Consider the following 22,605-nt stretch of genomic DNA (forward strand, 5'->3'; position numbering starts at 1 on the left):
GATTTTGTCAACGCCTTCCTGCGAGAATCTTTGCCTTTCAGGGGGAGGCAGAGCCGGACGCCGCGCGCGGTGATCCGGTCAAATCCAAGATTTTTCGTGCAAAAAATCTGCCGAAAATCGTTGGATGCGCAATCTTCGGCAACGCTTTCTCTTGAATCACTCTATAAAATCCAATTTTAAAATAGTACCTGCTGAGGAAACTGCCTTGCGGTTTCTTCGCACGGCAGCCGCCGTGTCACCGCTGCAGCGGGGCATAAACCGTCCCGCCGGGAGGTGCGCGGGCCGTCCCGCCCGGACTCCTAGTACCCGAACAAAGCCAAAGGGCCCTGAAAGTCTTGGCTTTCAAGGCCCTTTGGCTTTGTTCGGCACCCATTGCACCCCGCCTGGAGAGGTTCAGCCCGGGTAAGACGCCTTCGCCGGCGCGCTGAGGCGCTCATAGAGCGCCGTCTCCCGGCGGAGCTTTGCGGCCAGTTCCGCGCTGTCGAAGCCCGGCGCGGCCCGCCACCGCCAGTTGCCGCCCACGGTGGAGGGGGTATTCATCCGCCCCTCGCTGCCCAGCCCCAGCAGATCCTGCACCTGCACCACGGCGGTATCCGCCGTGCTGGCCCAGGCCGCGCGCATCATACCCCAGTTGGCCCCGTCCGGGTCGTTCAGGCGCAGATAAGCGCGGGCGTAGGCCGCATCCTCCGGGGTAATGGAGGCCAGCCAGCCCAGGGCGGTGTCGTTGTCGTGGGTCCCCACGTACACGACGCTGTTTCGGGGGTAATGATGGGGCAGATAGACCGAGCCGCTGCCGTCCCGGCTGTCGAAGCCGAACTCCAGCACCTTCATGCCGGGAAACCCGCAGTCGTCCCGCAGCCGGTGTACCGATTCCGTCAGGTAGCCCAGGTCCTCCGCAATGATGGGCTTGGGCCCCACCGCCTCCTCCACGGCCTGGAACAGCGCCCGGCCCGGTCCCTGCCGCCAGCGGCCGTTCCGGGCGGTCGCCTCCCCGTAGGGCACCGCGTAATAGGAATCGAATCCCCGGAAATGATCGATGCGCAGCACATCGTAGATTTCGTACTGATAGGCCATGCGCCGTTTCCACCAGGCATAGCCGTCCCGGCTCATGGCGTCCCAGTCGAACAGCGGATTGCCCCAGAGCTGCCCGTCGGCGGAAAAGCCGTCGGGCGGCACGCCCGCCACCTCATGGGGCAGACGGTCCCCGTCCAGCTGAAACTGCTCCGGGTGGGCCCATACGTCCACGCTGTCGCCGGAGACATAGATGGGCAGGTCCCCGATGATCCGCACGCCCCGTCTGCCGGCGCAGTCCTTCAGCGCCCGCCACTGGCGAAAGAAAAGGAACTGCACCCCTTTCCAGAAGGAAATATCCTCCCCCAGGGCCCGCCGCGCCCGTTCCAGCGCCAGCGGCTCCCGATTGCGCAGGGGCGCCTCCCAGTCCTGCCAGGCCGCGCCGCCGTGGGCGCCCTTCAGCGCCATAAACAGAGCGTAATCCTCCAGCCAGAAGGAGTTGTTCTTACAAAAAACAGCAAACTCCGCCGGCGGCGCGGCCAGCAGCCGGGCACAGGCCTTGCGCAGCACTGGGTAGCGCCGTTGGTACAGAAGGCCGTAGTCCACCGCCAGCGCCTGCGCGCCCCAATCCAGCGGCACATACTCCTCCGCCCGCAGCAGGCCGTCCGCGGCCAGATCGTCCAGATCGATCAGATAGGGGTTTCCCGCAAAGGTGGAAAAGCTCTGGTAGGGGGAATCGCCAAAGCTGGTGGGACAGATGGGCAGCAGCTGCCAGTAGGTCTGTCCCGCCGCCTCTAAAAACTCCAGAAAGCGCCGTGCCGCCGCCCCCATGGTCCCCACCCCGAAGGGCGACGGGAGGCTGGTCAGGTGCATCAGGATACCGCTTGCTCTCACATGGATCAGGCCCTTTCCTCTCTCAATTCCCGCGTGCTCTCCCCCGGCAGGAAGCGGTAGGGGATCAGCTCGTGGACCGCCCCCTCCCCCTCGCACACCTGCCGGAGCAGGATCTCCACGCTCCGCCGGGCCATGGTCTCGGCATCCTGGCGGACGGTGGCGAGCTTCGGCACCAAATAGCCGCCCAGCTCGATCCCGTCAAAGCCGACCACGGAGATATCCTCCGGCACGCCCAGCCCCCGGTCATGGAGGGCCCGGATGGCCCCCACCGCCTGCACGTCGGACATGGCGAACACGGCGGTGAGCTCCGGCATCCGGTCCAGCAGATGCCCCATGGCCTCATAGCCGCTGGACATGGCAAAGCGGCTGATCTCATACTGGCGCTCCGCGTCAAAGGCAAGGCCGTGCTCCGCAAACGCCTGCTGCACGCCGAGAAAGCGGGTATACGCAGTGTTGGACGCCTCCATGCACCCGCCGATGATGCCGATCTTCCGATGTCCCAGCACCATCAGCCGCTCCACCGCCTCCCGGGCCGCTCTGGCGTCGTCGGTGCTGACGCTGGACAGGTTGGCAAAGCCCAGGCCGGCAGCCGAGTTGGTCACCAGCACACAGGGCACGCGGACGGGCTGGAAGGCGGCGCGGAACAGCTCCAGATTGGACCCCAGAAACAAGATGCCCTGGGGCCGGCGCTCGCGGCAGACCTGGCGGGCCTGCTCCACCTCGTCGTGGTCCTCGTCCAGATAATAGACGGTACTCGGGTACCCGCTGTCCCGCAGCAGCGCCTGGATATGCTCCACGATGTCGGCAAAGAGCATATTCCGGGAACCCTTGATAATGATGGCCACGCCGCTGCTGGACTGCTGCTTGAGGTGCTTGGCGTTGCTGTTGCGTTTGAAGTGGTGCTCCTCCACCACCGCCAGCACCCGCTGCCGCGCCGCGTCGGACACATTGGGGCGGTCGTTGAGCACCCGCGATACGGTCCCCACGGCGTAGCCGGACAGCTGAGCGATATCTTTGATGGTCAACCCCTTCACCTCCATACTGCTTCCGGGCGCGCTCAGCCCTTGACCGCTCCGGCCACCACGCCCTTGATGATGTGCTTTTGTCCCAGCAGATAGACTACCACGATGGGGAAGATGGTCAGCATGATGCAGGCCATCATGGGCCCCATCTCCACCCGGCCGTAGCTGCCCCGGAAGTACTGGATCAGCATGGAGATGGTGCGGTACTTCTTAATGTCCAGCACCAGCGTGGGCAGCAGATAGTCGTTCCACACCCACATGGCCTCCAGAATGCCCACGGATACCATGGTGGGGCGCAGGATGGGGAAAACCACCTTGAAATAGGTCTGGATAGGATTGCAGCCGTCGATCATGGCGGCCTCTTCGATCTCAACGGGGATGGTCTTCATAAACCCGGTGAACATAAACACCGCCAGCCCCGCGCCGAAGCCCAGATAGATGATGCAGATGTTCCAGGGCGTGTTGAGCCTGAGCTTATCCGCCAGGGAGGAGAGGGTGAACATGACCATCTGAAAGGGGACCACCATAGAGAACACGCACAGATAGTACATGACCTTGGAGGCCGCGGAGTTGACCCGCGTGATGTACCAGGCGCACATGGAGCAGCAGATCAGAATGAGCACCACGGAGGACACGGTGATAAAGGCGGTGTACCCGAAGGAGACCAGAAAGCCCTTGGCGCCGATGGCGTTTGCATAGTTGCTCAGGCCCGCGAAGGTGTCCGCGGTGGGCAGGGTAAAGGCCCCCGAGGTGGTGATGGCGGTCTCCACCTTCAGCGAATTCATAAAGACCATAAAGATGGGGTACAGATAGATCACGCACACGACGGTCATCAGCACCGTCCAGAATGGGCTGTTGGCAAAAGAGCGGCGTTTGCTTTTCATCACTGTTGCACCTCCCGGGAGCGGGTAGCCCGCAGCTGGATGAGGCCGATGGCCACCACCAGCACGAAGAAGATGACCGCTTTGGCCTGTCCGATGCCCTTCCACTGGGGCCCGGAGCGGGCGTAAAAGGTATTGTAGATATTGTAGGCCAGCATCTCGGTGGTGTGGCTGGGCTCGCCCTTGGTAAGGGCCAGGTTCTGGTCAAAGAGCTTAAAGGAATTGGTCAGGGTCAAAAACACGCAGATGGTGATGGAGGACATGACCATGGGGATCTTGATCTTCCATAGCGTCTGCCAGGAGGTGGCCCCGTCGATCTGGGCGGCCTCCAGCAGGTCGCCGGGCACGGACTGGAGGCCCGCGATATAGATGATCATCATATAGCCGATCTGCTGCCAGGCCATAAGGATGATCAGCCCCCAGTACCCGGCTGCGGTATTCAGGGCCAGCAGGGGCTTGCCCGCCAGGGAGAGCACGCAGTTGATCAGGATCTGCCAGATGTAGCCCAGCACAATGCCGCCGATGAGGTTGGGCAAGAAAAAGATGGTGCGAAACACATTGGTGCCCTTGATGGCCCGGGTCAGCAGCAGGGCCACCAGAAAGGCCAGCACGTTGATCACCACGGTGCTCACCGCGGCAAAGAGGACGGTGAACCAGAAGGAGTAGGTGAAGGTGCTGTCCGCAAAGGCCTTCAAATAATTGCCGATGCCCACCACCTGCGCATTGCCCACCGTGGTGAACCTGCAGAAGGACAGATAGAGCCCCTGGACAAAGGGGATGAGAAAGCCGATGATAAAGGCCGCCAGGGTAGGCAGGACGAAGATGGGGAAATACCGTTTGAGCGCTTTTTCCATGGTGGGTGTTCCCTCCTTTTCTCGGGTCGGGCCCGGTATGCCGTACGCCGGCAAAGCCGGGTCCGCAGCTCCGGTAGCCTTGGATAAAGGCGCGTTCGGCCGCGCCCTCATCGAAAGCCGCCGGGTTTGGAAAAGGGGGAGCCAACGCTCCCCCTTTTCCGGCGGTAACAGCCTCAGCCCTGGCTGAGCTGATATTCAGTGGCCCAGCCGTCCACAAAGGCGGAGACCACGCCGTCCCAATTGGCGTCGGTCTGGTCGGCGGCGTAAGCGGTAAGGGCGGAGCCCACGCCGTTCTTCCACTCCTCAGAGGGCATGGTGGGGAAGCACCAGTCCACGGACTTCTTGCCGGCGGCGATGTACTGGTCCGCGATCCCGACCAGGTAATTGGTGGAGGGCTTGGCGGACCGGAAGGGGCAGACAAAGCCCATGTCGTCGGCCAGGGAAGTGGTGCCGGTCTCAGAGGTGACGACCCAGTACAGGAAGTCCAGGGTCGCCTGGATGTCGGCGGGGTCGGCCTGGCTGTTGACGCACCAGTAGTTCTCAGAGCCGGTGCACAGGCCCTGGTTCTCCTCGCCGTCCACGCCGATGTAGATGGGCAGCATATCCAGGTTCTCGTCGCCCAGGGAGGATACGTCGCCGTAAGCCCAGGTGCCGTTCTGATAGAACACGGCCTGGCCGTTCACGAACTCCGCGACCGCGTCGTCGCCGGTCTTGGCGGAGAGCTCGGCGGGAGCGCAGGTGGCGTTGTTGATGTACAGGTCCCAGATGGCGCGGTAGTTGTCCAGATAGGTGCCGTTGATGGCGTCGGCGTGCACGCCCTCGGCCTCGTACTCATAGTAGATGGGCAGGTTGGCCAGATGGGTCTTGAAGCGCCAGTCGGAGGAGCCGTCCATACCGGCGGAGGTGAACGCGGAGAAGCCCAGCTCGTCCTTGCGGGCGGTGATATCTTCCGCCACGGCCTTCAGCGCGGCGAAGTCGGTGATCTCGTCCATGGAGTGGCCGGCCTGCTCCAGCAGCGCCTTGTTGACGATGATGCCGTAGGTCTCGATGACATAGGCGATGCCGTAGACCGCGTCCGCGTCCTTCAGGGCGAAGTCGTCGCTGGTCAGCTCGCCGTACAGGGCGGAGCCGGACAGGTCATAGCAGTAATCCTTCCAGTTGGCCAGCCCCACGGGGCCGTTGACCTGGAAGAGCGTGGGAGCCTCGCTCTTGCCCATCTCAGCCATCAGTTGGGTCTCGTATTGACCGGACGCCGCGGTGACCACGGTGACGGGCACGCCGGTCTCGGCGGTGTAGGCTTCGGCCAGGGCCTGCCACTGCTCATCCTGCTCGGGCTTGAAGTTCAGGTAATAGACGGAGCCGTCCGCAGCGGGGGCTGTGGTCTCGGGAGCGCCGGTCTCCGGCGCGGCGGTGCCGGGCGCAGGGGTGCCGGAGGTCCCCCCTCCGCCGCATCCGGCCAGCAGGCCAATGAGCATTGCGCCGGAAAGTGCAAGAGCAAACAGTCGCTTTTTCATTCTGATATTCCTCCTGTTCAGTATGGTTGCGGATGGTTGGAAACGTTTCATGGAAACGTTTCCAACCTCTGCGTTTCTATGCTACTCCCCTTTCTTCAAAAATGCAAGCGGATTTTGCGCACTTTCCATAATTTTAGCATTTCACCAAATTTTCATTCGTCTAAGTTGTACAAAACGCCGTCTCTTTTTTTCGCTTCGCCCCGGGCCCATCCTCCCCCATTGCCCTGCGGCCCAAAACACGCTATAATAATGGCCATGGAACCCATGGTTTTGCGGCCGATGCGCGCGGCGCCAGCCGCATCCAGCGGAAGGAGGCGCCTGATATGGCAAAACGGAACGCCCGCAACACCCGGGGCAGGATCGTAGGGGCGGCATGGCAGTTGTTTTATGAGCAGGGCTACGAGCATACTACGGTAGAAGAGATCATCGAGCTCTCCCACACCTCCAAGGGCTCCTTTTACCACTACTTTGACGGCAAGGACGCCCTTCTGAGCACGCTGAGCGACCTGTTTGACGAGAAGTACGAGACCCTGCGGGCGGCCATGGACCCCTCCATGCCCGCTCTGGAGCAGCTGCTCTTCCTGAATGCGGAGCTGTTTTCCATGATCGAAAACAGCGTGTCCATGGAACTTCTGGCCCGTCTGCTGTCCACTCAGCTGGTCACCAGCGGGGAAAAGCATCTGCTGGACCATAAGCGCACCTATTACCGCCTGCTGCGGCGCATCATCGCCGACGGCCAGGCCAGGGGAGAGCTCTCCACACGCCGCAGCGTCAACGAAATGGTAAAGCTCTACGCCCTGTGTGAGCGCGCCCTGATGTACGACTGGTGCCTGTGCGGCGGGGAATACTCCCTGCGGGACTATGCCGCCTCCGTACTTCCGAATTTTTTGAGCGGCTTTTTGCCCGAAGTCTAGTCTCTTTTTCGTCTGTCTGCTTTTCCTTGATCTTTCAATAAAAAACGTATTTTTATCATGTAGGGTATAGACTGTAGTCTATACCCTATTCTGTATTGTAGTCTATTTTTTGCCGTGGTATGATAACCCCATTCTTGTTTCGCCCGGCTCTGCGCGGTGTGTGCCGCAGGCGGGCGGAAACGGTACTTTTGGGAGGGAAAGCAATGACCACGGAACAATTCTGCATCATCGCAGCCATCGTCATCTACCTTTTGGGGATGGTCTATGTGGGCTTTTACTTCAGCCGTAAGGGCGGCGGCTCGTCTTCCGACGAGTTCTACCTGGGCGGGCGGAAGCTGGGGCCCATCGTCACCGCCATGAGCGCGGAGGCTTCGGACATGAGCAGCTGGCTGCTCATGGGCCTGCCCGGCGTGGCCTACCTGTGCGGCATTGCCGACGCAGGCTGGACTGCCATCGGCCTGGCCGTGGGCACCTATCTGAACTGGCTCATCGTGGCAAAGCGGCTGCGCCGCTATTCCACCCAGCTGGGCGCCATCACCATCCCCAGCTTCTTTTCCCTGCGTTACCGGGACGAGCGCCACGTGCTCACCTGCATCGCCGCCATCCTCATCCTTATTTTCTTCATTCCCTACACTGCCTCCGGCTTCAAGGCGGTGGGCACCCTGTTCAACAGCCTGTTCGGCGTGGATTATCACACCGCTATGATCGTGGGCGCCATCGTCATCATCGGTTATACCGTGCTGGGCGGTTTTCTGGCGGTGTCCACCACCGATCTCATCCAGAGCATCGTCATGTCCATCGCCCTGGTGGTCATCGTCTTCTTCGGCATCCAACAGGCAGGCGGGTGGGAGGCCGTACTGGATCACGCCGCCGGTCTCAGCGGCTACCTGAGCATGACGCAGAGCCACGACGCAGCCTCCGGCGCCGCCGTCCCCTATGGCGGCCTGTCCATCCTCTCCACCCTGGCCTGGGGCCTGGGTTACTTCGGCATGCCCCATATCCTGCTGCGCTTTATGGCCATTCAGGATGAGGGCAAGCTGCGTCTGTCCCGCCGCATTGCCTCTATCTGGGTGGTCATCTCCATGTTCGTGGCCATCCTCATCGGCATCATCGGCTACGGCGTCTCCAGGGCGGGCAAGATCCCCCAGTTCGCCTCCAGCGCCGAGTCGGAGACGGTGGTCATCCGCCTGGCCGACCTGCTCAGCCGGAACGGCGTGCTCTTTGCCCTGCTGGCCGGCGTGGTGCTGGCGGGCATCCTGGCCTGCACCATGTCTACCGCCGACTCTCAGCTGCTCACCGCCGCCTCCAGCGTATCCCAGAATCTGCTGCAGGACGTCCTGCACATCCGGCTGAGCGCCAAGGCCGCCATGCTGGCCGCCCGCGTCACCGTCATTGCCATTGCCGTGGTCAGCGTGGCGCTGGCCTGGGACCCCAACAGCTCGGTATTTACCATCGTCTCCTTCGCATGGGCGGGCTTCGGGGCCGCCTTCGGCCCGGTGGTGCTCTTTGCCCTGTTCTGGAAGCGCAGCAACCAGTGGGGCGCGCTGGCCGGCATGGTGGCGGGCGGAGGGATGGTGTTTCTCTGGAAGTACCTGATCCGTCCCCTCGGCGGCGCGTGGGACCTCTATGAACTGCTGCCCGCCTTTCTGGTGGCCTGCGTGGCCATCGTGGCCGTGTCCCTGCTCACCCCGCCCCCTTCTGCGGAGATCTGCGGGAACTTCGAGCAGGTCAGGCACACGAAGTGACAACCGCCCCGCCGGCTGCCGCAGCAGCCGGCGGGGCGGTTCGATCTCCCGGTTGCACATTTTCCCATTTGCAATTATAATACTGTCTGCCGGGACGGCCGCCGCTTAGCCTTACAAAGACGTCCGCTTCCTCCGCGCCCGCCGTGCCTGCGGGCGCGGGTCCAGCTTCCTAATGCCTTTATTTCAATTTACGGAGGAGTGTGCTCCATGACCAAACCTGTTCTGGTCGTTATGGCCGCCGGTATGGGCAGCCGGTACGGCGGCCTCAAGCAGATCGACCCCGTGGGAAACCACGGCCAGCTGATCATCGACTATTCCATCTACGACGCCCTGCGCGCCGGTTTCAAGCGGGTAGTCTTCGTCATCAAGCGCGAACTCGAGGATCACTTCCGATCCGCCATCGGAGCGCGTCTGTCCCGGGTCATCGACGTACAATACGCGTATCAGGAGCTGAGCGACCTGCCGGAGGGCTACGCCGTTCCCGCCGGCCGTGTAAAACCCTGGGGCACCTGCCATGCCGTGCTGGCCGCCCGGGGCCTGGTGGACGGCCCCTTTGCCGTCATCAATTCCGACGATTACTACGGCCCGGAGGCCTTTCGTACCATATACGATTATCTCTCCCGCCACACGGACCGGCCCGGCTGCTATGAATACGCCATGGTGGGCTACCTTCTGGGCAATACCGTGACCGAGCACGGCCATGTGGCCCGCGGTGTCTGCCGCGAGGATGCCGGGCACTATCTGGAACAGGTGGTGGAACACACCCACATCGAGCCGGAGGGCGCGGACGCCCGCTTTACGGAAGACGGCGGGCAGACCTGGACCCGTCTGAGCGGCGGCACCATCGTCTCGATGAACCTGTGGGGCTTCACCAACAGCTTTCTTTCCGAAGCACAGCGGCGCTTCCCCGCTTTTCTGGACCGGGCCCTGGCGGAAGACCCGCTCAAAAGCGAGTATTTTCTTCCCAGCGTCGTCAGCCAGCTCATCGACGCCGGCAAGGCCCGGGTCAAGGTACTGCGCAGCGCCGAGAAATGGTACGGCGTCACGTATCGGGAGGACAAACCGGCGGTGGTGGCCGCCATCGCGGAAAAAACCGCTGCCGGGCTCTATCCCGACGACTTGTGGGCAACCGTCTGAGCCTCCGATTGACGGTAAGCAGGCGCCCTGTTCCCTGCCGCGGCAGGGAACGGGGCGCCTGCTTTTCCGCTTTGGACCGGGCCGCCCGGCCATTTCCTTTCCCGGCGCTGCAGGTATCGCTACTGTTCCGGCCCCAGCACCACCGGCTGGAGCTGACGGCCCTGGAGGGCCGCCTCGATGGCGGCGTTCACCCGGGAGAAGTCCGCCACCAGAGAGGTCGGTTTCCCCACCGGATCATCCTGCCGGAAGGGGACGAAATAGACGTTCTTTTTGTCCATCAGCGCGCCGATATGTTTGGCGCTGGCCGCCAGGGCGTCGTTGGTGGAAATGGCCAGCACCAGCGGCGCGCCGTTGCGCAGATGGGCCTTTGCCGCCATGGTCACCGTGGTGTCGGTGATCCCGCAGGCCAGCTTGGCCAGGGTGTTGCCCGTGCAGGGACACACCAGCAGCACATCCAGCAGATGCTTGGGCCCGATGGGCTCCGCCTTCGGGATCGAGTCGATCACCCGCCGGTCGCAGATGCGCTCCATCTCCCGCATATGATCGTGGGCCGCGCCGAAGCGGGTGTCCAGGGCCGCGCTGGCCTCGGAGACGATGGGCGTCACGTCTCCGAAGCGGGCCTTGACCTGCTCCAGCGCGCTCATGGCCTGGCCGTAAGTACAAAAGGAGCCGCAGAAAGCGAACCCCACGCGTATTTGTTCCATGTTCACACTCCCAACTCGTGAAGGATGTTGTAGATCGTGATCTTGATGCTCTTGCCCGCCGTCACGGGGGCCACCTTTCCGGGCAGCGAGAGCGCCCATATCACCTTCACTCCCAGGCGCGCCGCCGCCTCCAGGTCCACGCCGCCGGGCTTGGAGGCCAGGTCGATGACCAGGCAGCCCGGGCGCAGGTCCTCCAGGTCTTCCTCGCTCAGGATGCGGGCGGGCACGGTGTTGACCACCAAGTCGTAGCAGCACAGCCAGCCTTCCAGCTGTCCGGTGTGCTCGATGCCGTAGCCGCAGCTCTCCGCCCAGGCCAGGTCGGCAAACTTGCGCGCCGCCACGCTGACCTTGGCCCCCAGCCCCGCCAGCCGCTGGGAGAGCGCCCGCCCCAGCCGTCCATAGCCGATGACCAGCGCCCGTGCGCCGTGGATGGTGATGGGCAGCTCCTCCATGGCGATCTGGATGGCCCCCTCTGCGGTGGGCACCGCATTGCCGGCCGGACACAAAACAGGCCGTCCGGCCCGGCATCCCCTCGGGACCTCAGCCGCCTGCAAAAGCTGGCACAGTTTTTGCATCTATTTTCAGCAGTCCCCGGCGCTTCCGTCCGTACCTTGTTCCAGGGGCGGCCGTGTTCCGCCGGATGGCATACCAGAACACAAACAGAAAGGATGGACCCACCATGCAGTATGATTTCGACCAAATCGTAGACCGCTCCCAAAACCACGCCGCCAAGTACGATGAACGGGCCAAAAAATTTGGCACCGCCGATGTGATCCCCCTGTGGATTGCGGACATGGACTTCAAGACCGCTCAACCCATCATCGACGCCCTGTCCGCCCGGGCCCAGGAGGGCATCTGGGGCTACACCGCCCGCCCGGACAGCTATTTTGAGGCCATCCGCAGCTGGCAGAAGCGCCGCCACGGCTGGGACATCGACCCGGACCTCATGAGCTTCAGCCCGGGCGTGGTGCAGTCCATCAGCGCCATGGTAAAGCTCTTCACCCCCGAGGGCGGCAGCGTATTGATCCAGACCCCCGTTTACTCCGAGTTCTATGACATGACCGAGGCCTGGGGCCGCCGGGTGGTGGAGAGCCCCTTTGCCGAGCGGGCCGGGCGCTGGTGCGTGGATTGGGCGGACTTTGAGGCCAAGCTGGAGCAGTCCGACCTGTTTCTCCTGTGCAGCCCCCACAACCCGCTGGGCATCGTCTGGACCCCCGAGGAGCTGGAGCGCATGGCCCGGCTGTGCATGAAGCACCATGTGGTGCTGTTCTCCGACGAAATTCACTCCGACCTGGTCTTCCACGGCAAACGGCACACCCCTGTGGCCGCCCTGTCCCCGGAGATCGCCCGGTTTGCGGTCACCGGCATTTCGGGCACCAAGACCTTCAATCTGGCCGGACTCCAGGCCAGCACCGTGGTCTTCCCCAACGCCCACATGAAGCAGGTGTTTGACCGCTACTGGCAGAACATGGACATCCACCGCAACAACGCCTTCTCCCTCACCGCCATGGAAGCCGCCTTCACCGGCGGCGAGGAGTGGCTGGAGCAGCTGCTCCCCTATCTGAGCGCCAACCTGGACTTTGTAGCCGGCTTTTGCGCCCGGCGCATTCCGAAAATCAAAACCTGGGCTCCCGACGCCACCTACCTCATGTGGCTGGACTGCCGGGCGCTGGGCCTGAGCAATGGGGAGCTGCATGACTTTATGATCCATAAGGCCGGTCTGGGGCTCAACGACGGCAGCAGCTTCGGCCGGAGCCTGAACGGCTTCATGCGGCTCAACGCCGCCTGTCCCAGAAGCGTGCTGAAACAGGCCATGACTCAGCTGGAGGCGGCCGTGAACGCTTTGTAAGGAGCGCGCACGCGCCTGCCGCGGCGGAACACGGTTCCGGTTTTTCCGCTGCGGCGGCGAACCTCTGAGGGGCTTTTCGACAAACTGACGCGCCCGCCGGATCTCCGGCGGGCGCGTTTTACGGGTTTCGGGCGGAATGCTATCGATCGTTTCGACACAGGTCCTCCAGGGACTCCCGGCGTACCGCCACATAGTGCTCGCCGCCGCCCCGGAGCATGACAATGGGCGGACGGGGCAGGCGGTTATAGTTGGAGGCCATGGAGTAGTTGTAGGCGCCGGTGGTACACACGGCCACGATATCTCCCCGGCCCACGCTGGCGGGCAGCATCACGTGCTCCTGGATGATATCGCCGCTCTCGCAGCAGCGGCCCACCACCGAGCATTCAAAGCCGGCCGGCTCGTTCATCTTGTTGGCCAGCAGGCAGGTGTAGCTGGCTCCGTACAGGGCGAAGCGGGGGTTGTCGGGCATGCCGCCGTCGACCGACACGTAGTTCTTGTACCCAGGGATCTTTTTGACGGTTCCCGCGGTGTACAGGGTCATGCCCGCCGCGCCCACGATGCTGCGGCCGGGCTCCATATGGATCTCCGGCAGGTCGATCTCCAGCCGGGCGCAGGCCTGCCGGATGGCGGCGGCCACCTCGCCCACCTTGGTGTCCACATCCAGATCGGGGTCGGATTCCACATAGCGTACGCCGTAGCCGCCGCCCAGATCCAGCTGCTGGGCCATGTAGCCGTACTTGTTCTTCATGGCGGCCACGAATTCCAGCATGATGACGGCGGCGCGCTCAAACACGTCCTCGGCAAACACCTGGGAGCCCACATGGCAGTGGAAGCCCACCAGCTCCACATGGGGCTGCTGCAGCGTAAAGGCGGTGATCTCTTCCGCCTGGCCGGTCTCGATGGCGCTGCCGAATTTGGAGTCCACCTTGCCGGTGGCGATGGCCTCGTAGGTGTGGGGATCAATCCCCGGAGTCAGACGCAGCAGCACCTTTTGCCGAACGCCCCGGCGGGCCGCCTCGGCTTCGATGGCGCGGATCTCCTCCACATTGTCGGCCACGAAATAACCGATGCCGTTTTCCATGCTGTAGCGGATGTCCTCATCGGTCTTGTTGTTGCTGTGAAAGTAGGCGCGGCTGAGGTCGTAGCCCGCCTGAAGGGCGGTGTAGATCTCGCCGGAGGACACCACGTCGATGCCCATCTGTTCTTCCTTCATGATCTCGTAGATGCGCTTGAAGGAATTTGCCTTGCTGGCGTACAGGGGACGGGCGCGGTCGCCGAAATGCTTTTGGAACGCGGCGGCGTAGACCCGGCAGTTCTCACGGATCTTGTCCTCGTCCATCAGGTACAGGGGGGTGCCGTACTGCCGGGCCAGCTCCACCGTGTCCTGCCCGGCAAAAAGCAGGCGTCCACTTTCGGAAACGGTAATATTATCACAGATCATATGGTTCTTCCTTTTCTTTCGGTTCCATTCAATAGTGTGTGGGGGAGGGGGAGCCGGGGCGCGGCGCGCTGCGGCCCCGCGCCCCGCTCTCGCTGGGGAGAGGGAGGAAACAAGAATATCAGTGTTACTTGCCAGCGGAGGTCTTCTTGGCGATGGCCCTGTCCAGCCAGTCCTTTCCATCATTAAAGCGGGAGACGATGTAGCAGACGACATAGTCGCCAGCGGAGTTGATCATCGTGGCGGGAGGATCGACCAGATTCCCGATGGCCACCAGGATGGGGAAGGCCACATCGATCTGAGCGGGGAAAAAGATAGATGCGATGATGTATTCGCCAATGTAGCCGCCGCCGGGCACGCCGGACATGCCCACGGAGGACAAGACCGCAACGCCCACGACCAAGGGCAGCATACTCCAGTGAAAGGGCTGCCCCAGCGCCCCCAGCACGAAGGCGATCTTCAGCACACAGGAGAAGCAGGAGCCGTCCATGTGCATGGTAGCGCCCAGGGGGCAGACCATGTTGGCGACATCCTCGTCGATACCGGTCTCGCGGGCTTCCTCCACGTTGGTGGGGATGGTAGCCACGGAGGAACAGGTGCCCAGGGAGACGATGGCGGGCCGGGCGATGTGCTTAAACATGGTCTTGATGCCGTGTCTGCCGCCGCCGAACCAGGCGAACAGGGGGAAGGCCGTGAAGATGTAGATGAAGCACAGCGGATAGTATACCGCCATGGCGCGTCCATAGGCAGTGGTAACGGAGGAGCCATAGGTAGCGACCAGATCGGCGAAAATGGCGAAGAAGGCGATGGGGGCGTACTTGGTGATGATGTTGATGAATTTCATCATAACATCGGACAGGGACGACAGCCACTGGCCTACCAGGCTGTCGGGGCCGCCAGCCATGTTCGTGGCGAAGCCGAACAGGATGGAGAATACAATCAGGGGCAGCATGGCCTTGCGGCTCAGCAGACCTACGAAGTCGGAAGCCGTGAAGAAGTTCACGAGCATGTCGGAAATAGAGGCGTACTCGCCAATTTGCTCAGAGGTCATGTTCTGCCAAGGCTCCAGGACCGGGGGAAATATCTTCATCAGCACAAACATGATGACGGCGGCGATCGCGCCGGTAACGATAAAGGTGGCCACGGTGGTGCCCATGATCTTCCCCGCGCGGCCACGGCTCCTCATGTTAGCGATAGATCCGGCGATCGAGGCAAACACCAGGGGTACCACCACGCAGAACATCATGTTGATGAACACAGTACCCAAGGGCTTAATCGTATGGCCGAAGTCGGGAGCAAACCAGCCCACGATACAGCCCAAGACCATGCCGCCCAACATCAGCGCCAGAAAAGCATAGTTCTTTCTGACGGAGTTTTTGTCGAGTGTTACTTTGTTACTCATTACATTCTCTACCTCTCAAAAGAATATTTTGGGTAATAAGTGGGCCTTACATGATGATGATAAGCGTATCATCCTTGAGCGTCTGAAGAATCTTCACCATCACGTCGCGGGGCACGGACACGCAGCCCGCCGTCCCGTTTCCGGTGCTGCAGTGGAAGAAGATCGCGGAGCCGCTGCCGGGCGTGCAGGAGTTGTTGTAATCGATGGCGACGGCGTACTCGTAAGCCACCGTCTCGCCGATCAGGTGCTCGGCGCTGTCCCAGACCACGCCGCCGGTCTCGCTGGCCCGGACCAGCTGGTTGTAATACTCGCTCTCGGGGTCGTCCACCCAGTACTCATCCTCGGTCAGTTTCAGGTAATCGCGGGTGCTGCCGGGGTCGTCCGCCACGCCGAAGGCCTGGCCCAGCGTATAGATGCCCCGGGGCGTGCAGCCGTCGCCCTCGTGCTTGTCGCTCGTGGTGCCGTTGCGGCCCACGAAGGCCTCGTCGGTGGTCAGGACCTGCTTCCAGAAATTCCCGTCGTTTTCATACAGAGTGACCGTCGCCTCGGGCGCCCCGTCCGCGTGGGGTTTGACCAGGATGCAGGACGAAATGGCGGGAGTGGTCATGCCTTCGGTACCCGTGGACAGTTTGACCTGCTGATTTTTCTGGTCCCATTCAACGTCAAGGCCGGCGGCATCGCTCACCGCGCGCACGGGGAGGTACGTCGTGCCGTCGATGGCAAAGGGCTCGACGGCCATTCCGTTTGCATCCTTGAGATCCACCATCTTTCCGTCCAAAGAGACCTTGATGTTGTTGAAGTAAAGGTCCTTGCTCACGGTGCCGGATACGGCCAATGCGGTGGCCATCATTCCAAGTGCCATACATGCGATGATAGCTGCTGATCCAACTTTTTTTAGAAAACGCTTCATGATAGAACTCCTCCATTTCTTTTTTACCACACAGCTGAACGAAAACCGGGGGGCACTCTCCCGGTACCCAGACAACCCTGCGGCGCGTTCTTTTTATGTAACGTCCTTACGGACCTACATACACTTTAATCGCACAGCTCCTCGTCGGTGACCTCGCCCTTGGCCACAATATTGGTGGGCCCGGTCAGCAGCAGGTTTTCGATCTCGTTCCCCCGGCGGTCGATATCCACGATGAGCTCGCCCCCGGGCATCGTTACGCGGACCCCCGTCCCGCTGACCTTGCCCTGGAGCGTCAGCACCGTGACCACCGAACCGGTGCCGGTACCGCAGGCGTAGGTAAAATCCTCCACGCCCCGCTCGTAGGTGCGCTCATAGACCTGGTCGGGTCCGGTGACCTCATAAAAGTTTACGTTCGCGCCCTTGGGAAACGCGGGGTGATACCGCATCCGCCGGCCCAGGTCGAACAGCGCCCGGTCCGGATACGCCCTGAGTCCGGAAATCGGGACTGCCGCATGGGGAAGGCCCGGGTTCCCCAGCTCCACATAGGCGCAGTCATAGACCGTCCCGTCCACCTCGATGGGCGCATTCAGCCTGACGGTCGTGGGATCGTTGAGGCGGATCTGATACCGCCGCCGGTCGATCCTGCGGCCGGTGACCAGGCCTGCGGTGGTCTCGACCCGCTGCACCTCGCCGGCCAGGCGGTTTTCATAGCCGTAGCGGCAGATACAGCGGGCGCCGTTGCCGCACATCTCGCCCAGGCTGCCGTCCGAGTTGTAAAACAGCATCCGGTAGTCGGCGTCCCCCCGGGCCGGCTCCACCACCATCAGTCCGTCGGCGCCAATCGACAGATGCCGCTCGCACAGAAGCCTGGCCAGGTCCCCGAACCGCTCCACGGGGATCTGCTCCCGGATATTGTCGATGATGATAAAATCATTGCCCGCCCCGTTCATTTTCCAAAACTGCATGGAATGACACGCTCCTTTCGTTCCGACCCCGTCGGCTTCTGCCCATTCTATGTGCAAATTCTCTGCCAAGCTCCGCATGCCGCTTATTTTTGTCTGAAAGAGCAAATGGCCTGCCCTGCCTTTTGTCTATATCGCCCATCTCCAGGCCGCTTCCTGTCGTCTCGCCCCCGGATAACGCCGGCACGTCCCTTTCGCCCCACAAAAAAGGTTCTGATTTCGGGACTCCTTTTCCCGAAATCAGAACCTCTTTCTCTTTGACAGCGTCTCGGCTCATTCGATCTGGTATTCCTTCAATTTTCCATAGAACACCGTTTTGGACAGCCCCAGCTGCTCCATGGCCCGGCTCCGGCTGCCGCCGCACTGGGCCAGCGTCTGCCGGATGATCTTTTCTTCTTCGATCTTCAGCCGCTCCTTCAGCCCCATTCGCACCGGCTCGCTCTCCAGGCGGATCTGCTCGGCGTAGATGATGTCCGACTCGGACAGGGCTACGGCGCTCTCCAGCACGTTTTCCAGCTCGCGGATGTTGCCGGGCCAATCATAGGCGATCAGCTTGCTGAAGGCCTCGCCGGACAAATTCTTTCTGGTCACACCGTATTTCTGCTGGATCTTTTCCATCAGGTTGTCGATGATAAAGCAGATGTCCTCCGGACAGCTGCGCAGGGGCGGCAGCTCCAGAGAAAAGGCGCTGAGCCGGTAGTACAGGTCCTGGCGGAAGCGCCCGGCGGCCACATCCTCCTTCAGATTGCGGTTGGTGGCGGCCAGGATGCGCACGTCCACCGGCACCATCTTGGTGGAGCCCACCCGGCAGACCACCTTGTTCTGGATCACGTTGAGCAGCTTGGCCTGGATATTCAGCGGGATCTCGCCGATCTCGTCCAGAAAAATGGTGCCCCCGTCGGCCTCCTCAAAGAATCCGGCCTTTCCCTTGGGACTGGCGCCGGTAAACGCGCCGCCCACATAACCGAACATCTCGCTTTCAAACAGGGTCGGCGCAATGGTGGAGCAGTCCACGGTGACGAAGGGCCCCTTGCGGGGCTGCGCCTGGTGGATCGCCCGGGCCAGGAAGGATTTCCCCGTACCGCTCTCGCCGGTGATGAGCACGTTGCAGTCCAGCTGGGAGAGCTTATAGGCATGGTGCCGGGCCGAGGCCGTGGCGGTGCCGATGCCGAACAGCGCGGCAAAGGCGTTTTCATCCGGCCGCACGCTGCGCTCCGTCTCCCGGTATTTCCGCTCTGCGGACTTGATGGCGTTGTTTCGCTCCATGATCGTGACCCGGATATCCTCAATGTTCCGGAACTTCACGATCACGCTCTCCGGCAGCGCGCCGCCGGGCACCGGCAGGATGGAGGCGATCAGCTCAAAGCCGTTGATCTCGTACTCCATATCCTCGTACTGCGGCACCTGGCCGCTCATCACCTGTGCCAGATGGCGTTCAAAGCGTTCGCCCTCAAAAAATTCCCGAAAATGATAGCCCTCGACCTTGATCTCGAAGTCGGGGCTCTTTGCGATGTACGCCCCGCCCCGCAGCAGGTTGCCCACGCCCTCCCTTCGGGCGGAGTAGCCGTTTTCCTGCCAAAATTTCACCTGCCCCGTCTTGCCGTCGATCACCACAATCTGTCCGATGGAGCGAAAATAGCGGATGACGTATTCGGTCTCTCCCACCGCCGCCAAAGCGATCCGGTTGCCGATGGACGCCCGGACCGCGGTCCCTTGATGGACCGACTCCAGGCGCAGGACGTCCGCATCCCTGCCGGGCAGGAATTTATAGGCCGGCTTGCTCCCAGGCAGGTCAAAAGCGCCGATGGCCACAAACATATCGCCGGAGCGGATCTTCCTATCCTGAATGCCCAGGCGTTCCAGATCGGCGGGACGCAGATTCCCATCGTCGGCGCCGATGGCGCTGTCCGCCACGATCACCAGGTCCCCCGGCTCCAGCCGCCCGGCCGCATGGGAATACTGGCTGTGATTGAACAGTCCAAACCGGTTTTTTGCCTGCCGGTTGATGTGTGTGATGATCCCCTCCCGGTCCAGCGTAAACATTGCGTGGGAGGAGGAATTCATAACACTTTGCAGCAGATCCATCCGGCACGCTCCTTTCCCATATCCGCGTTTTGTGTTCTTTATCTTACAATGTCTGATTATTATTTGCAAGCAGTATCCTGCGGCGGGCCGTCCCCCGCCGGAACGCCCCCTCCGGTACAGACCCGAAAGACGACGGGCAGCTCCGCCACCTCAACGAGAAGCTGCTCCGGATAAACCGTGATGCGCCGGATCGCCTCGTCCAGGACCGCGTCCGAGCCCGCCAGCTCCCGCTCCGCCAGCTCCGCCACCCGGGCCCGGCGCTCCGCCCCGGTCTCTTCAGCGTCCGCCCCCTGTTGCTCCAGCCGCTCCAGCTGCTCCTGCAGCTGTTTCATCTCCTCCTCGTACCGCTCCACCATGCGGCGCATATCGCCGCCGGCAAGGTCGCCGTCCAGGAATGCCTCCAGGGCCCGTTCCTTTCGCTCCGTCCTGCGCTGCAAGGCCCTGCGGATCGGCTCCGCCCCGCCGGCGGCGTCCGGCTGCGGCCGCTCCAGCGCCCGCACCAGCTCCTCCGTGACGGCCCGGCCGTCCAGGCCAATTGCCCGCAGCACCCCGCGGGCACAGGCAAGAAGGTCCTGCGCGGGCACCGCCCGCATCCGGCAGGCATGCCCGCCCTCCAATCGCCCCCGGCAGACAAAACGCTGGTATTCCGTCCCGTCCGCCCGGCGCGTCCGCTTCAGGGTAAAGCTTTTTCCGCAGGCCCCGCAGCGGATCTTCCCGGAATACCAGTAGCGGGCGGAAAACCTGCCCTTGTCCGCCGCCAGGCCCGCCCGCCGGGCCAGCTCCGCCTGCACGGCCTCGAACTGCGTCCGGCTGACGATGGCCTCGTGGTGGTCCCGCAGGCAGAACTGCGCTTCCGTCCCGTCGTTGGGGACCTTGCGGTGGGTCAGATAGTCGGTGGTCCGGTACTTTTTCTGCAGCAGGTCGCCGCAGTATTTTTCGTTGCGCAGCATGCGCAGCACCATCGTGGCGGACCACGCTCCGCCGGCCCGGAGCGGGGGGCGGACCCCGGCCTCCGTCAGCGCCCGCGCGATGGCGTGGGCCCCCTTGCCCTCCTCCAGGAAGCTGCGGTAGACGGTCCGGACCACCTCCGCCTGCTCCGGCCGGATGGTAAGCCGTCCCGCCCGGAGCGTATAGCCGTACAGCGAGTCGTTGCCGAAGGCCACGCCCCGCTTCATGGCCTGGAGCTGTCCCCACCGGGTCCGCTCCGACACCTTTCGGCTCTCCTCCTGGGCCACGCTGGCCATGATGGTCAGCCGGAATTCCCCGTCGTTTTCCCGTGTGTCGATGTTGTCGTTGAGAAAAAGCACGCCCACCCCCTTCTCCTTGAGCTGCCGGGTGACCTGGAGCGCGTCCACCGTATTGCGGGCAAAGCGCGAGACCTCTTTGGTCAGGATCAGGTCGATTTCCCCGTCCATCGCCCGCCGGATCATCTCCGCAAACCGGAGCCGGCGCCGGACCGAGGTCCCGGACAGTCCCTCATCCGCGAACACGTCCACAAGCGACCACTGCGGATGCTCCGTAATGTAACGCTGAAAAAATTGCCGCTGGGCAGACAGAGAATTGAGCTGATCCTCCTTCTCTGTGGAGACCCGGCAGTAGGCCGCCACCCGCAGGGCGCCGCCGCCCCTGCGTTTTCCCCGTTCCGCCGGACCCATGGGCCCTCCCCCCCTTTCTTCTTTTCCGCCGCCTGACCGGCACTAAGAGGATATGCGCCCCCGCCTGTGTCCTATCACTGCTGCGGTGGGCACCGCGTTGGCTACCGCCAGTTCCTCCCGCCGGAAATAGTCGTGAAGGGTCAGCCCCCGGTCCGCAGCCATAGAGGCCGTCTGGGGCGAGACCATTCCGGCGCAGATCACCTGCCCCGGCCGCAGCGCGTCCAGTACCAGGGCCAGGGGGTGGCGTCCTGCGGCAAGCGGCGCATTCAGCAGGGTGCCCTCCCCTGCCACCGGCAGGGGCAGCACCACGCAGTCGGCCAGCGCCACGCCCTCCAGGCTCTCCTCCGGCAGCACGCCGGGAAGCCTGCCCAGCTGCTCCAGCGCAAAGGCGTGCACCGTGTGACCGTCGTCGGCCAGCAGCTCGGCCAGCTTGGCCTGGCGCATGTCGCCTCCGATCACCCATAGATTCAATTCGTTTCTCATGGCACTCCCCTCCGATATCCGTGACTGTTTCATCCTATTCCCGCGCCCGAAAAGGGTGCAGGAAAGGCGGGCCCTTGCGGGTCCGCCTGAGCTTGTCGAAAAAGGCCTTTTTCGACAAGGGGGATGCATGACGGCCAGGGCCCGGCGCGAGATCCGCCCCCCCCGTTCAGAGCAGCGCCACCCGGTAGGACAGGGTCCGCGCCGCTCCCGGCGCCAGTCGGATGCAGTACGCCTTATCGGTGAATTCCGTCCCCTCCCCCTCCATGTGGGGGCAGCCGTGCCAGGGCTCGATGCACAGGTATGGGGCGTGTTTGTCCGGCATGGTCCACAGGGCCAGCACCGGAAAGCCGGAAAAGTCCACGCGCACGCCCCGCCCCGCCGTCCGGTGCCGCAGGGTGACCGACCGGGAGCGCAGCCCCTCGAACACCAGAGTGTCCAGCGCATCGAACGTCTCGTACCGCAGGGGCAGGACCCGGGCATTCTCCAGACCGGGCGCGGTGCGGCCCCGATCCAGGCGCCCTCCCTTCGGGATCAGGGCGGGGCAGGTCTCGGGCTGTGCAAAGACCAGCTCATAGTCTTCAAACCGTTCTCCCGGCAGCAGGGGGCAGCGAAAGCCGGTATGCGCCCCCAGGCAGAAGGGCAGCTCCGCCGGTCCGGGGTTCTCCACCGTGACCGCAGTGGTAAAGCCGCCCTCGCCCAGCGTCTGCCGCACCCGCAGGCGGAAGGGGTAGGGATAGGCCGCCCGGGTCTCGGGGCTGTCCCGCAGCTCCAGCTCCGCCCAGTTTTCCCCGCGCCCGGTCACCGCAAACTCCTGCCGCCGGGCAAAACCATGGCGCTGCATATGGTATGCCCTGCCCGCGAAGCAGACCGTTGCGTCCGCCAGAGCACCCACGATCGGGAACAGCAGCGGGTTGCGGCCCGGCCAGACGGCGGCGTCCCCCTGCCAGATGTATTCCAGTCCCTGTCCGTCCCGGCAGGATATGAGTTCTCCTCCCATCGTATCCACCTGGGCGCGATATGGGGCTGTTGACAAAGCCCGCGTATCACTGGAAATATGATATAATGAAAAAAGAGCGGAGAGGGGGATGGGAATGCAACTGAAGCTGCACATGGTGACGATAGAAGATTTGGTCCCTGAGGGACAC

Annotated in this window: 19 protein-coding genes; 4 read left to right on the forward strand and 15 right to left on the reverse strand. The window is 62.9% G+C overall.

Annotated features, from left to right (window positions below; translation table 11 throughout):
* Nucleotides 1-393: 393 nt before the first annotated feature.
* The 5 genes from malQ to NE547_RS13030 all read right to left on the reverse strand — a co-directional run bounded on the left by malQ (nucleotide 394) and on the right by NE547_RS13030 (nucleotide 6,176).
* Nucleotides 394-1,905 (reverse strand): 4-alpha-glucanotransferase, encoded by a 1,512-nt coding sequence (malQ, locus tag NE547_RS13010; RefSeq protein ID WP_256176126.1) that lies wholly within the window; start codon nucleotides 1,903-1,905, stop codon nucleotides 394-396.
* Between the two features lie 5 nt (nucleotides 1,906-1,910).
* Nucleotides 1,911-2,930, reverse strand: coding sequence for a LacI family DNA-binding transcriptional regulator (locus tag NE547_RS13015; RefSeq protein ID WP_256176127.1), 1,020 nt, complete (start codon nucleotides 2,928-2,930; stop codon nucleotides 1,911-1,913).
* A 32-nt stretch (nucleotides 2,931-2,962) separates the two neighbouring features.
* Nucleotides 2,963-3,811 (reverse strand): carbohydrate ABC transporter permease, encoded by an 849-nt coding sequence (locus NE547_RS13020; protein ID WP_256176128.1) that lies wholly within the window; start codon nucleotides 3,809-3,811, stop codon nucleotides 2,963-2,965.
* Nucleotides 3,811-4,662 (reverse strand): carbohydrate ABC transporter permease, encoded by an 852-nt coding sequence (locus NE547_RS13025; RefSeq protein WP_256176129.1) that lies wholly within the window; start codon nucleotides 4,660-4,662, stop codon nucleotides 3,811-3,813. The genes NE547_RS13020 and NE547_RS13025 overlap by 1 nt, the downstream gene beginning before the upstream one ends.
* Before the next feature lie 173 nt (nucleotides 4,663-4,835).
* Nucleotides 4,836-6,176: an ABC transporter substrate-binding protein gene (locus tag NE547_RS13030; protein ID WP_186908244.1), complete on the reverse strand. Its 1,341-nt coding sequence runs from the start codon at nucleotides 6,174-6,176 to the stop codon at nucleotides 4,836-4,838.
* Between the two features lie 323 nt (nucleotides 6,177-6,499).
* On the opposite strand from NE547_RS13030, the gene NE547_RS13035 reads away from it, so the two are divergent.
* From NE547_RS13035 to NE547_RS13045, 3 genes are all read left to right on the forward strand, one after another.
* The gene (locus NE547_RS13035) at nucleotides 6,500-7,090 is read left to right on the forward strand and encodes a TetR/AcrR family transcriptional regulator (protein ID WP_186908243.1); all 591 of its coding nucleotides are present in this window, start codon (nucleotides 6,500-6,502) and stop codon (nucleotides 7,088-7,090) included.
* Between the two features lie 203 nt (nucleotides 7,091-7,293).
* Nucleotides 7,294-8,835, forward strand: coding sequence for a sodium/proline symporter (locus NE547_RS13040; protein ID WP_256176130.1), 1,542 nt, complete (start codon nucleotides 7,294-7,296; stop codon nucleotides 8,833-8,835).
* Nucleotides 8,836-9,042: 207 nt separating this feature from the next.
* Complete coding sequence (locus NE547_RS13045; protein ID WP_186908241.1) at nucleotides 9,043-9,972, forward strand: sugar phosphate nucleotidyltransferase; 930 nt, start codon at nucleotides 9,043-9,045, stop codon at nucleotides 9,970-9,972.
* 119 nt (nucleotides 9,973-10,091) lie between these two features.
* Here the strand turns inward: NE547_RS13045 and NE547_RS13050 are convergent, their stop codons facing one another.
* Both NE547_RS13050 and NE547_RS13055 read right to left on the reverse strand, forming a co-directional pair.
* A complete protein-coding gene (locus NE547_RS13050) occupies nucleotides 10,092-10,676 on the reverse strand; it encodes a dipicolinate synthase subunit B (protein WP_256176131.1) in 585 nt (194 codons plus the stop codon).
* 2 nt (nucleotides 10,677-10,678) lie between these two features.
* Nucleotides 10,679-11,251, reverse strand: a complete 573-nt coding sequence (locus NE547_RS13055; RefSeq protein WP_256176132.1) for an NAD(P)-dependent oxidoreductase — start codon at nucleotides 11,249-11,251, stop codon at nucleotides 10,679-10,681.
* 104 nt (nucleotides 11,252-11,355) lie between these two features.
* Between NE547_RS13055 and NE547_RS13060 the strand changes: the two genes are divergently transcribed.
* The gene (locus NE547_RS13060; RefSeq protein ID WP_186908239.1) at nucleotides 11,356-12,525 is read left to right on the forward strand and encodes a MalY/PatB family protein; all 1,170 of its coding nucleotides are present in this window, start codon (nucleotides 11,356-11,358) and stop codon (nucleotides 12,523-12,525) included.
* A gap of 139 nt (nucleotides 12,526-12,664) precedes the next feature.
* Here the strand turns inward: NE547_RS13060 and lysA are convergent, their stop codons facing one another.
* The 8 genes from lysA to NE547_RS13100 form a co-directional block, all read right to left on the reverse strand.
* Nucleotides 12,665-13,966 carry a diaminopimelate decarboxylase gene (gene lysA, locus NE547_RS13065; protein ID WP_256176133.1) on the reverse strand — a complete coding sequence of 434 codons (1,302 nt, stop codon included), beginning with the start codon at nucleotides 13,964-13,966 and terminating at the stop codon, nucleotides 12,665-12,667.
* A gap of 124 nt (nucleotides 13,967-14,090) precedes the next feature.
* A complete protein-coding gene (locus tag NE547_RS13070) occupies nucleotides 14,091-15,365 on the reverse strand; it encodes a dicarboxylate/amino acid:cation symporter (RefSeq protein ID WP_256176134.1) in 1,275 nt (424 codons plus the stop codon).
* A gap of 46 nt (nucleotides 15,366-15,411) precedes the next feature.
* Nucleotides 15,412-16,275, reverse strand: coding sequence for a stalk domain-containing protein (locus tag NE547_RS13075; RefSeq protein WP_256176135.1), 864 nt, complete (start codon nucleotides 16,273-16,275; stop codon nucleotides 15,412-15,414).
* A gap of 125 nt (nucleotides 16,276-16,400) precedes the next feature.
* A complete protein-coding gene (gene dapF, locus NE547_RS13080; RefSeq protein ID WP_186908235.1) occupies nucleotides 16,401-17,240 on the reverse strand; it encodes a diaminopimelate epimerase in 840 nt (279 codons plus the stop codon).
* Nucleotides 17,241-17,510: 270 nt separating this feature from the next.
* Complete coding sequence (locus NE547_RS13085) at nucleotides 17,511-19,322, reverse strand: sigma-54-dependent Fis family transcriptional regulator (RefSeq protein ID WP_186908234.1); 1,812 nt, start codon at nucleotides 19,320-19,322, stop codon at nucleotides 17,511-17,513.
* A 59-nt stretch (nucleotides 19,323-19,381) separates the two neighbouring features.
* On the reverse strand, nucleotides 19,382-20,977 hold the full coding sequence (locus NE547_RS13090; protein WP_256176136.1) for a recombinase family protein: 1,596 nt from the start codon (nucleotides 20,975-20,977) through the stop codon (nucleotides 19,382-19,384).
* Between the two features lie 42 nt (nucleotides 20,978-21,019).
* The gene (locus tag NE547_RS13095; protein ID WP_256176137.1) at nucleotides 21,020-21,460 is read right to left on the reverse strand and encodes a dipicolinate synthase subunit A N-terminal domain-containing protein; all 441 of its coding nucleotides are present in this window, start codon (nucleotides 21,458-21,460) and stop codon (nucleotides 21,020-21,022) included.
* 166 nt (nucleotides 21,461-21,626) lie between these two features.
* Complete coding sequence (locus tag NE547_RS13100) at nucleotides 21,627-22,466, reverse strand: aldose 1-epimerase family protein (RefSeq protein WP_256176138.1); 840 nt, start codon at nucleotides 22,464-22,466, stop codon at nucleotides 21,627-21,629.
* Nucleotides 22,467-22,605 lie beyond the last annotated feature (139 nt).

This window comes from Flavonifractor sp. DFI.6.63 (assembly GCF_024462255.1).
Lineage (GTDB): Bacteria > Bacillota > Clostridia > Oscillospirales > Oscillospiraceae > Lawsonibacter_A > Lawsonibacter_A hominis.